The following is a 9,971-nucleotide window of genomic DNA, read 5'->3' as shown; positions in this document are numbered from 1 at the left end:
TCCCGCCATTCCCCATTCCCCATTCCCCATTCCCGATTCCCCATTCCCCATTCCCCAGCGGCTGCCAAGCTGCCGCCAGCGCGCTACCCTGGCCGGCCTGATCCATCTGCACCCGCCATGCCCGTCGACAAGAACCTGCGTGACCTGGAACCCGGCATCCACACCGATCTGCAGGGGCGGCTGACCTACGGCGGATATCTGCGGCTGGACCAGCTGCTGTCGGCGCAGCAGCCGTTGTCCGAGCCGGCGCATCACGACGAGATGCTGTTCATCATCCAGCACCAGACGTCGGAGCTGTGGTTGAAGCTGCTGGCGCACGAGTTGCGCGCGGCGATCGTGCATCTACAGCGCGATGAAGTCTGGCAGTGCCGCAAGGTGCTGGCGCGCAGCAAGCAGGTGCTGCGTCAGCTCACCGAGCAGTGGTCGGTGCTGGAGACGCTCACACCCAGTGAATACATGGGCTTTCGCGACGTGCTCGGCCCCTCGTCGGGGTTCCAGTCGCTGCAGTACCGCTACATCGAGTTCCTGCTCGGCAACAAGAACCCGCAGATGCTGCAGGTGTTTGCCTACGATCCGCAGGGCCAGGCGCGGCTGCGCGAGGTGCTGGAAGCGCCCAGCCTGTACGAGGAATTCCTGCGCTACCTGGCGCGCTTCGGGCATGCAATTCCGCAGCACTACCAGGCGCGCGACTGGACCGCCGCGCATGTGGCCGACGACAGCTTGCGGCCGGTGTTCGAACGTATCTACGAAAACACCGACCGCTACTGGCGCGAATATTCGCTATGCGAGGACCTGGTGGATGTGGAAACCCAGTTCCAGCTCTGGCGCTTCCGCCACATGCGCACGGTGATGCGGGTGATCGGCTTCAAGCGCGGCACCGGCGGCTCCAGCGGCGTGGGCTTCCTGCAGCAGGCACTGGCACTGACCTTCTTCCCGGAACTGTTCGACGTGCGCACGTCGGTGGGCGTGGAAAATCGTCCATCCCAGGACAATGCCGGTACGGCGGATAGCTGAGCAACGCAAAGAAGCTGGGCTGGACTGGCCGGGCAGGTAGCTTGGTCAGGCGACACCAGCAAAGAACAAGACATCAGGAACGCAAGACGCAGGCACTGCAGGGAGCGAACACCGCAAGGAACTGCATCGCCCCGGCGCCGCCGTGCGCTCAAGCCCGTCTCCCTGCGGGCGAGGGGTTGGGGTGAGGGGACGGCGTTATTCCCGGGACCCGCCACCGCGCCAATGCCGGAAGAGGGCGATCGGCACCGCCCGGCGACTTCGCACCCTCATCCGCCCTTCGGGCCCTTCTCCTCCATAAAGGACGACAATGTCCCGACGGAGAAAGGAGGCGGTACAGAGGTTCGTCCCGTCTCCCGTCATCAGGACGTCGACTCCGGCGAATTTGACGCGTACATGACGTCTAAGTGATCCTCGCGCGTCGCCCCGGGGTTCGCCCTGGTGCCCCAGCCATTACTGAATACGCAAGGGACCCCTATGAGCGTTGACGCTGCCGCGCCGACATCCGCCTCCAAACCGCCGCAGCCGCCTGCGCCTCCCGAGTTCCCCACGCTGCTGGGCCATCCGCGGCCCCTGTGGTTGCTGTTCATGACCGAATTCTGGGAACGCTTCGCGTTCTACGGCATTCGTTGGGCGCTGGTGCTGTACATCGTGGCGCAATTCTTCGGCGGCGACGCCACCGGGCAGGCGCCGGCGGGGCGTACCTATGGCGCGTACCTGGCGCTGGTGTACGCGGCGGCGATCTTCGGCGGTTATGTGGCCGATCGCGTGCTCGGCTACCAGCGCTCGATCCTGGTCGGCGCGGCCGTCATGGCGACCGGTCTGTTCCTGATCGCCATCCCCGACCACACCATGTTCGAGATCGGCCTGGCCACCGTGGTGGTCGGCAACGGGCTGTTCAAGCCGAACATCTCCACCATGGTGGGCAAGCTGTATTCGGTCGCCGATCCACGCCGCGACAGCGGCTTCACCATCTTCTACATGGGCATCAACCTGGGCGCGATGATCTCGCCGGTGCTAACCCAGTTGCTGGCCGAAAAGGTCTTCGGTACCGAAGCCATGCCGTCCTACAAGATGGTGTTCATGGCTTCCGGCGTGGGCATGCTGATCAGCCTGGTGTGGTTCTGGTTCGGCCGCGTCCAGCTCAAGGGTATCGGCGCACCGGCGCCGGGTGCGCAGGGCCTGGGCCGCGTGCTGATGGTGCTGGTGGGCTGCCTGCTGGCGATTCCGGGCGTGTACTTCCTGCTCGCGGTGGGCGCAGACGTGTTGCAGATCGTGCTGACGGCGCTGTTCATCGGCCTGTCGGTGATGCTGTTGGTGGAGGGCATCCGCGAAGGCAAGGTGCAGCGCGACAAGGTGATCGCGATGCTGATCATCTTCGCCTTCAACGTGCTGTTCTGGATGTTCTTCGAACAGGCCGGCAGCTCGTTCACCTTCCTGGCCGACAATATCGTCAACCGTAATTTCGGCAGCTGGACCTTCCCGACCGCGTGGTTCCAGTCGGTCAACTCGATCGCCATCATCGCGCTGGCCCCAATCATCGCCTGGATCTGGGTCAAGTCCGGCCGCTTCAATCCGTCGATTCCGCGCAAGTTCGGCCTGGGGCTGCTGTTCAACGGCCTGGCGTTCCTGCTGCTGATGTTTGCGCTGTCCAGCCTGGTCAACGATGCCGGCAAGATCCCGTTCTGGACCTTGTTCATGGTGTACGTCATCCAGTCGGTGGGCGAGCTCTGCCTGTCGCCGATCGGCCTGTCGATGGTGACCAAGCTGGCCCCGGTGCGCCTGGTCGGGTTCGGCATGGGCGGCTGGTTTTTGTCCACCGGCATCGGCAACAACCTGTCGGGGATCTTTGCCGGCCATGTCAGCGGGAACGAAGGCATGAGCGTGTCCTCGGCGCTGGGCGGGTATACCTTCGGGTTCTGGGCCTTGGTGGGCGCCGGCGCGCTGCTGTTCCTGATCGCGCCGCTGATCAACAAACTGATGCATGGTGTGAAGTGAGGAGAAAAGCGATGCCGATCAAACCCATTGTCTGTGGCCTGTTGCTGGCCGGCCTGTTGAGCGCCTGCGGGCAACACGCCGAGCAACAGGAGGCGCCACGGCCGCTGGATACGTCGATGCAGAAGCCACCCAGTGCCGACCCCAGCCAGCCGGTGTCCTCGGGCAACACGCCCACTGCGGCCGACATCGCCGCCGCCGCCGCGCTGAACGCGCAGTACGACCCGTCGCGGGATCCGGCTGCCGACCTGGAAACGGCCAAGGTCGAGGCCAAGCGCGGTGGCAAGCGCATCGTGCTCAATGTGGGCAATGCCGCCTGCGAACCGTGCAAGGCGCTGGACGAGCTGATGGGCGGCGACGCCGAGCTGCGCAGCTTCCGCGACGCGAACTTCGTGGTGGTCAAGGTCAATCGCGATGCGGCTAACGAAAACGCCGCGTTCCTGTCGCAGTTCGCCCAGCTCAACGAGTATCCCTCGCTGCTGGTGCTGGACAACGACGGCAAGCTGCTGACCACCCAGGCCGGCCCGGAGCTGCGCAAGGGCGAAGGCTTCGACCGCAAGAAGCTGTTTGATTTCCTGAAGCAGTGGGCACCGCCGCAGGCCTGAGCGAGTTCCGCGGTGCGGCCTGTGTGCGGAAGCGCGTGGCCGGCCAGTGTCTGCGAGGATTCGCCGGGGAGCGGCCCTCATCCGGCGCGTTGCGCCACCTTCTCCCGCGCGCGGGAGAAGGGAGAGTGGCTGGTTGCGCGTTGGCCGGCACGCGTCCTTCCCCGGTCCAGGTGCTTCCTTCCCCGGTCCAAATGCTTCCTTCCCCCGCTTGCGGGGGAAGGTGCCCGCAGGGCGGATGGGGGCGAGCGCAGCGCCTGCCGTCAGTCCTTGTCGGCCATGTGCGGCAGCCCGTCCCTGGTCTGCCGAGCGATCATGTGTTTCAGCAACTGCTGCTTTTCGGCACCGAAGATCGACATCAGCCGTTGTGCTATCTCGCTGACCAATGGAGCGACGGTCTCATCGGAGCGACGGTCTCGTAGACCTGGCGCCTTTCCCGCGCGCGGGAGAAGGGAGAGTGGCTGGTTGCGCGTTGGCCGGCGCGCGTCCTTCCCCGGTCCAGGTGCTTCCTTCCTCGGTCCAAGTGCTTCCTTCCCCCGCTTGCGGGGGAAGGTGCCCGCAGGGCGGATGGGGGCGAGCGCAGCGCCTGCATTCAGTCCTTGTCGGCCATGCGCGGCAGCCCGTCCCTGGTCAGGCGGTCGATCAGGTGTTCCAGCAACTGCTGCTTTTCGGCACTGAAGATCGACATCAGCCGTTGTGCTATCTCGCTGACCAATGGAGCGACGGTCTCAACGGAGCGACGGTCTTGTAGACCTGGCGCCTGTCCCGCGCGCGGGAGAAGGGAGTGTGGCTGGTTGCGCGTTGGCCGGCGCGCGTCCTTCCCCGGTCCAGGTGCTTCCTTCCTCGGTCCAAGAGCTTCCTTCCCCCCGCTTGCGGGGGAAGGTGCCCGCAGGGCGGATGGGGGCGAGCGCAGCGCCTGCCGTCAGTCCTTGTCGGCCATGCGCGGCAGCCCGTCCCTGGTCAGGCGGTCGATCAGGTGTTCCAGTAACTGCTGCTCTTCGGCACCGAAGATCGACATCAGCCGTTGTGCTATCTCGCTGACCAATGGAGCGACGGTCTCAACGGAGCGACGGTCTTGTAGACCTGGCGCCTGTCCCGCGCGCGGGAGAAGGGAGAGTGGCTGGTTGCGCGTTGGCCGGCGCGCGTCCTTCCTCGGTCCAGGTGCTTCCTTCCCCCGCTTGCGGGGGAAGGTGCCCGCAGGGCGGATGGGGGCGAGCGCAGCGCCTACCGTCAGTCCTTGTCGGCCATGCGCGGCAGCCCGTCCTTGGCCAGGCGGTCGATCAGGCGTTCCAGTAACTGCTGCTCTTCGGCGCTGAAGATCGACATCAGCCGTTGTTCCATCTCGTTGACCAGCGGGGCGACGGTCTCATAGACCTGGCGCCCGGCCGGCGATAGCGCCAGCATCGAGCGGCGGCGGTCGTCGCCGTGCGTTTCGCGGCGGATGAAACCGCGCTCCAGCAGCCGGGCCACCGCGCGGCTGACCGCCACCTTGTCCATCGCCGTGCGGTCGGAGACCTCGCTGGCCGAGGAGCCCGGATACAGCGCCAGGATGGTGATCACCCGCCATTCGGGAATCGCCATGCCGTAACGGTCGCCGTATACCTTGGCGATGTTGCTGCTGATCCGGTTGGACAGCACGCTCAGGCGATACGGCAGGAACTGCTCCAGGTTGAGCAGGACAGGGTGGTGCGGCGGCTGGGGGGCGTCGAGATCGCTCATGTTGCGCTGTGTCTTGATTTTGGTTTCATTTGCAACTACAAACCGAGGGTGGCCTGCGCATTCTCGCGGGTCTTCTGCCACTCCGCATAGCCCTGCGGACACCCCAGCGTGGAGAAACGACGATGAGCGCACAACCGAACACCACTGCACAGCGCCCGGATCCGGGCATGCAGGTCACCACCTTCGACAATCCGATGGGGATCGACGGGTTCGAATTCGTCGAATTCGCCGCACCCGCCGGCCAGGCCGCGCAATTGCACGCCTATTTCCGTCAGATGGGCTTCAGCGCGGTGCTGCGTCACCGCCGCCGCGCCATTACCGTCTATCGCCAGGGTGGGGTCAATTTCCTGCTCAACGAAGACCCTGATTCGTTCGCCGCCGACTTTGCCGCCGCGCACGGCCCCTGCGCCTGCGGGTTTGCGATCCGCTTCCGTACCCCGGCCGACACCGTGCTGCAGACGGTGCTGGGCAATGGCGGCGAAGCAGTGCAGAACAAGCCCGACACCCGCGCAGTGCCTGCCCCGGTGGTCAAGGGCATCGGCGACTGCATGCTGTATCTGGTGGATCGCTACGGCGAGGCGGGCAGCATCTACGACGCCGACTACGAGGCCATCGAAGGTGCCGACCAGCATCCGGCCGGCTTCGGGCTGACCTTCATCGACCACCTTACGCACAACCTGTATTTCGGCAACATGCAGCGCTGGTCGGATTACTACGAGCGGCTGTTCAACTTCCGCGAGATCCGCTACTTCGACATCAAGGGCGCCAAGACCGGGCTGGTGTCCAAGGCGATGACCGCCCCGGACGGCATCGTGCGCATTCCGCTCAACGAGTCGTCCGACCCCAAGAGCCAGATCAACGAGTATCTGGACGCCTACCAGGGCGAAGGCATCCAGCACATCGCCTGCTTCACCGACGACATCTACACCAGTGTGGAAAAGATGCGCGCGGCCGGCGTCAGCTTCCTGGATACCCCGGACACCTATTTCGACGTCGTGGACCTGCGCATTCCCGAGCATGGCGAAGATGTCGAACGCCTGCGTCGCAACAAGATCCTGATCGACGCCGATCCGGATACCAAGCAGCGCAAGTTGCTGCAGATCTTCACCACCAACTGCATCGGCCCGATCTTCTTCGAGATCATCCAGCGCAAGGGCAATGAAGGCTTCGGCGAAGGCAATTTCCAGGCGCTGTTCGAAAGCATTGAGCGCGACCAGATGAAGCGTGGGGTGCTTTGAGGGCTGGAATTTGGGATTTGTTTTTCGGGATTCGCTACAGCAGGAAGGTGCGAGGGTCGCGCCATCGGGATGTGGTTGTCTGACAAGGCAGGCCAGTAAAAACGCACGCACCAAGAGCCCCTCTCCCTGTGGGAGAGGGGTTGGGGTGAGGGTACGGTGGAGCGGTGAGAATCAAACCGCCATTGCCCATCGTGACGCTTACCCGAGCCCGCGCATTGCGCAATAAGATGACTGACGCTGAATGCACACTGTGGCGGTGTCTGCGTGGCAACCAGCTACAAGGTTTCAAGTTCCGACGGCAACATCCGATCCCGCCCTACATCGCAGATTTTTGTTGCATCGAAGCAGCGCTGATCATCGAGCTGGATGGATCACAGCACGAAGAATCAAGCGACCAGGTACGGACGCAGTGGCTGCATGCGAGAGGCTGGACAGTGCTGCGCTTTTGGAACAACGATGTACTGCTTGCGCTGGACGCGGTGGTCGAAGCGATCAGCAACACCATCGCCACGCCGTACCCTCACCCCGACCCCTTTCCCGACGGGAGAGGGGCTTGATCCACCCCAAGCCCAGCCTTCTGCGGTCGAGGAGGAGGGCCAACATCCGGACGCGCCACCATGCACAATCCGCAGCACTACATGACCGGCTTCGGCAACGAGTTCGCAACCGAAGCGGTGGACGGCAGCCTGCCGGTCGGGCAGAACTCGCCGCAGCGCGTGGCGCATGGCCTATACGCCGAGCAGTTGTCCGGCACTGCCTTCACCGCGCCACGCGGCGAGAACCGGCGCAGCTGGCTGTATCGCATTCGTCCGGCGGCGGTGCACGGCCGTTTCTCGCTGATCGAGCAGTCACGGCTCCACAACGACTTCGGCAGCGGCCCGGTGCCGCCGGACCAGATGCGCTGGAGTCCACTGCCGTTGCCGGCCACGCCCACTGATTTCGTCGATGGTCTGTACACCATGGCCGGCAACGGCAGCCCGGAGGCGATGACCGGCGTGGCCGTGCATTTGTATGCGGCAAACGCGTCCATGCACGGGCGGTTCTTCTACAACGCCGACGGCGAGCTGCTGCTGGTGCCGCAACTCGGCCGGCTGCGCGTGTGCACCGAACTGGGTGTGCTCGAACTGGAGCCGCAACAGATCGGCGTGATACCGCGCGGTGTGCGTTTCCGGGTGGAACTGCTCGATAGCCAAGCGCGTGGCTATGTCTGCGAAAACTTCGGCGGCCTGCTGCGGCTGCCGGATCTGGGGCCGATTGGTGCCAATGGCCTTGCCAATCCGCGTGATTTCGAGACCCCGCGTGCGGCGTTCGAGCAGTGCGACGGCGCGTTCGAACTGGTCGCCAAGTTCCAGGGCCACCTGTGGCGGGCGGATATCGATCACTCGCCGCTGGATGTGGTGGCCTGGCACGGCAATTACGCACCGTATCGCTACGATCTGCGCCACTTCAACACCATTGGCTCGATCAGCTTCGACCATCCCGATCCCAGCATCTTCACCGTGCTGACCTCGCCCAGCGACACGCACGGCACCGCCAATATGGATTTTGCGATCTTCCCGCCGCGCTGGCTGGTGGCGCAGCACACCTTCCGCCCGCCGTGGTTCCATCGCAACGTGGCCAGCGAGTTCATGGGGCTGGTGCACGGCGTTTACGATGCCAAGGCCGAGGGCTTTGCGCCCGGCGGTGCGTCGCTGCACAACTGCATGAGCGGGCATGGCCCGGATGCGGCAACCTTCGACAAGGCCTCGCAGGCGGATCTGTCGCGCCCGGACGTCATCGCCGACACCATGGCTTTCATGTTCGAAACCCGCGCCGTGCTGCGGCCCACGCAGCAGGCGCTGCAGGCCACGCATCGGCAGGGCGACTATCAGCGCTGCTGGGAGGGCTTGCGTGCCGGGTTCACGGTGCCGGCAGCGGGTGCGGGAGACTGACCATCAAGGGCGGCACTCCAGACAGCGAGACGCTCCTGCTGCGTCACGCGGCCTGCAACGCGTCCGGTAGCAGTTCGCCGATGCGCGTGCGCACGCGCTCGGCATACGAGGACGAGGTGAACTGCGGCAACTCACGCAGGGCCGCGTTGATGGCGGTGGTAATCTCGTCTTCGGCGCGTGCGGCCTGCAGTTGGCGATGCAGTGCCATGGCTACCGGGTTGCGCTGCAACTGCAGGATGTCCAGCAGGTAGAGACGGGCGTTGGTGGTTGCGCGACGACGCAGGCGCTGCAGGTCTTCCTCGCTGGCTGGCTCCGGTCGTACCTGCACCGTGGCCGGAGCTGCTGCAACCGGCGCCACTGCCGCAACGCGCGCGGTGCCGCGCCCTGCATCGGTCGCATCGTCTCCAGTGGGTTCCAGATAGCCCATCGCGCACAGCGTCTGCACCAGCACGCTACCCTCGCTGCCCAGCAGCGCGGTCAGTGCGGCCAGATCACGCTGCCCATCGGCAAGAATCAGGGCGCGGCGTTGCAGCAGGGTCAACGGACTGCGGTGCGATTGCAGCGCGGTGAGGGCGAGTTCGGTCTTGCGTGGGGTCATGGCGGCGGTCCTGCGGAGCCGACAGCGTGACCGCCGCCAATGAAGCGCCGATGACATCGGTGCGACGCGACGTCACGGTGGCCTGCACATTGCCGCGATGTCGGCTGTGTAGGCTGGGCGCCTGCATAGGGAGCGCTTCGATGACATCCAGACTGCTTGGCGTGATGGGCCTGATGCTGGCCGTGGCCGGTTGCAATCGCGCGGATGAGCCGCTGCCGGAGCCCGCGCCCACCACTGCGCAGCACGCGCCGGCCAGCGATCAGCCTACCGGTGCGGTACCACCGGCCACTGCACCGGCCGGTACGTTTCCACCGCATCTGCGGCAGCAGCCGACCACGCTGGCGCGCATGGATGGCTACGGCGATCTGCGCCTGGGCATGGAGGCTGCGCAAGCGCGCGCAGCCTGGGGCGGCGACCTGCGCGGCGATGCCGCCAGCGATGGCGGCTGTTACCTGTTGCGTCCGCAATGGGCAGACGATGCGCGCCGATTCGGTTTCATGTTCGAGGGCGACCAGCTGGTCCGCTACCAGACCAACGAGCCGAAGGAAGTGGCGCCCGGCGGCGGCAAGATCGGCATGACGCTGGACCAGCTACGCGCGCTGTACCCCGACGGCCTGCAGGCGCAGCCGCACAAATATGTGCCCGGCGCGCAGACGCTGCGGCATGCCGACGCTGCCACGCACTCGGCGCTGGTGTTCGAGACCGATGCCGAGGGCAAGGTCAGCAGCTGGCGGGTAGGGCAGGCGCCGCAGGTGGATTATGTGGAGGGATGCGGCTGAGACTTGCCGCAGCTGCATCAGCCCGGAGGTGAGGCGCCGGCGCGCAATGGCGCGTCAGCGACGCAGGCTATGGGTGACTCGTGTAAAGGGAGGTACCC

The 9,971-nt window shown here is 65.3% G+C and carries 9 protein-coding genes and 2 pseudogenes; 7 read left to right on the top strand and 4 right to left on the bottom strand.

The annotated features are described in order from the left end of the window. The first annotated feature begins 117 nt into the window (after positions 1-117). From A7D17_RS02145 to A7D17_RS02135, 3 genes are all read left to right on the top strand, one after another. Complete coding sequence (locus A7D17_RS02145; protein ID WP_064507585.1) at positions 118-1,014, top strand: tryptophan 2,3-dioxygenase; 897 nt, start codon at positions 118-120, stop codon at positions 1,012-1,014. 474 nt (positions 1,015-1,488) lie between these two features. After that, positions 1,489-3,009: a peptide MFS transporter gene (locus A7D17_RS02140; RefSeq protein WP_064507584.1), complete on the top strand. Its 1,521-nt coding sequence runs from the start codon at positions 1,489-1,491 to the stop codon at positions 3,007-3,009. An 11-nt stretch (positions 3,010-3,020) separates the two neighbouring features. Then, positions 3,021-3,611, top strand: coding sequence for a thioredoxin family protein (locus A7D17_RS02135; protein WP_064507583.1), 591 nt, complete (start codon positions 3,021-3,023; stop codon positions 3,609-3,611). A 589-nt stretch (positions 3,612-4,200) separates the two neighbouring features. Here the strand turns inward: A7D17_RS02135 and A7D17_RS23565 are convergent. The 3 genes and pseudogenes from A7D17_RS23565 to A7D17_RS02130 form a co-directional block, all read right to left on the bottom strand. Continuing rightward, positions 4,201-4,350, bottom strand: a pseudogene (locus A7D17_RS23565) (MarR family transcriptional regulator); the annotation flags it as partial. A gap of 180 nt (positions 4,351-4,530) precedes the next feature. Further along, a pseudogene (locus A7D17_RS23560) lies at positions 4,531-4,674 on the bottom strand (MarR family transcriptional regulator); the annotation flags it as partial. Between the two features lie 164 nt (positions 4,675-4,838). Beyond that, positions 4,839-5,327, bottom strand: coding sequence for a MarR family winged helix-turn-helix transcriptional regulator (locus A7D17_RS02130; protein WP_064507582.1), 489 nt, complete (start codon positions 5,325-5,327; stop codon positions 4,839-4,841). Between the two features lie 122 nt (positions 5,328-5,449). Here A7D17_RS02130 and hppD point away from each other — a divergent pair, with 122 nt between their 5' ends. From hppD to hmgA, 3 genes are all read left to right on the top strand, one after another. Further along, positions 5,450-6,565, top strand: coding sequence for a 4-hydroxyphenylpyruvate dioxygenase (gene hppD / locus A7D17_RS02125; RefSeq protein ID WP_064507581.1), 1,116 nt, complete (start codon positions 5,450-5,452; stop codon positions 6,563-6,565). A gap of 164 nt (positions 6,566-6,729) precedes the next feature. Then, positions 6,730-7,122: an endonuclease domain-containing protein gene (locus A7D17_RS02120; protein ID WP_064507580.1), complete on the top strand. Its 393-nt coding sequence runs from the start codon at positions 6,730-6,732 to the stop codon at positions 7,120-7,122. Positions 7,123-7,182: 60 nt separating this feature from the next. Then, positions 7,183-8,496, top strand: coding sequence for a homogentisate 1,2-dioxygenase (hmgA, locus tag A7D17_RS02115; RefSeq protein ID WP_064507579.1), 1,314 nt, complete (start codon positions 7,183-7,185; stop codon positions 8,494-8,496). A gap of 43 nt (positions 8,497-8,539) precedes the next feature. Here the strand turns inward: hmgA and A7D17_RS02110 are convergent, their stop codons facing one another. Next, positions 8,540-9,094 carry a hypothetical protein gene (locus A7D17_RS02110; protein WP_064507578.1) on the bottom strand — a complete coding sequence of 185 codons (555 nt, stop codon included), beginning with the start codon at positions 9,092-9,094 and terminating at the stop codon, positions 8,540-8,542. Between the two features lie 140 nt (positions 9,095-9,234). Here A7D17_RS02110 and A7D17_RS02105 point away from each other — a divergent pair, with 140 nt between their 5' ends. Then, positions 9,235-9,873, top strand: coding sequence for a lectin (locus A7D17_RS02105; protein ID WP_082861660.1), 639 nt, complete (start codon positions 9,235-9,237; stop codon positions 9,871-9,873). The last annotated feature ends 98 nt before the right edge of the window (positions 9,874-9,971 follow it).

Origin of the sequence: Xanthomonas floridensis (genome assembly GCF_001642575.1) — a bacterium.
GTDB lineage: Bacteria > Pseudomonadota > Gammaproteobacteria > Xanthomonadales > Xanthomonadaceae > Xanthomonas > Xanthomonas floridensis.
This window is presented reverse-complemented; position numbering and strand designations above follow the sequence as displayed.

Bases quoted from the DNA above. Each gene is read 5' to 3' on its own strand.
- A7D17_RS02145 (WP_064507585.1), top strand. From the start codon at position 118: ATGCCCGTCGACAAGAACCTGCGTGACCTGGAACCCGGCATCCACACC.
- A7D17_RS02140 (WP_064507584.1), top strand. From the start codon at position 1,489: ATGAGCGTTGACGCTGCCGCGCCGACATCCGCCTCCAAACCGCCGCAG.
- A7D17_RS02135 (WP_064507583.1), top strand. From the start codon at position 3,021: ATGCCGATCAAACCCATTGTCTGTGGCCTGTTGCTGGCCGGCCTGTTG.
- A7D17_RS02130 (WP_064507582.1), bottom strand. From the start codon at position 5,327: ATGAGCGATCTCGACGCCCCCCAGCCGCCGCACCACCCTGTCCTGCTC.
- hppD (WP_064507581.1), top strand. From the start codon at position 5,450: ATGAGCGCACAACCGAACACCACTGCACAGCGCCCGGATCCGGGCATG.
- hmgA (WP_064507579.1), top strand. From the start codon at position 7,183: ATGCACAATCCGCAGCACTACATGACCGGCTTCGGCAACGAGTTCGCA.
- A7D17_RS02110 (WP_064507578.1), bottom strand. From the start codon at position 9,094: ATGACCCCACGCAAGACCGAACTCGCCCTCACCGCGCTGCAATCGCAC.
- A7D17_RS02105 (WP_082861660.1), top strand. From the start codon at position 9,235: ATGACATCCAGACTGCTTGGCGTGATGGGCCTGATGCTGGCCGTGGCC.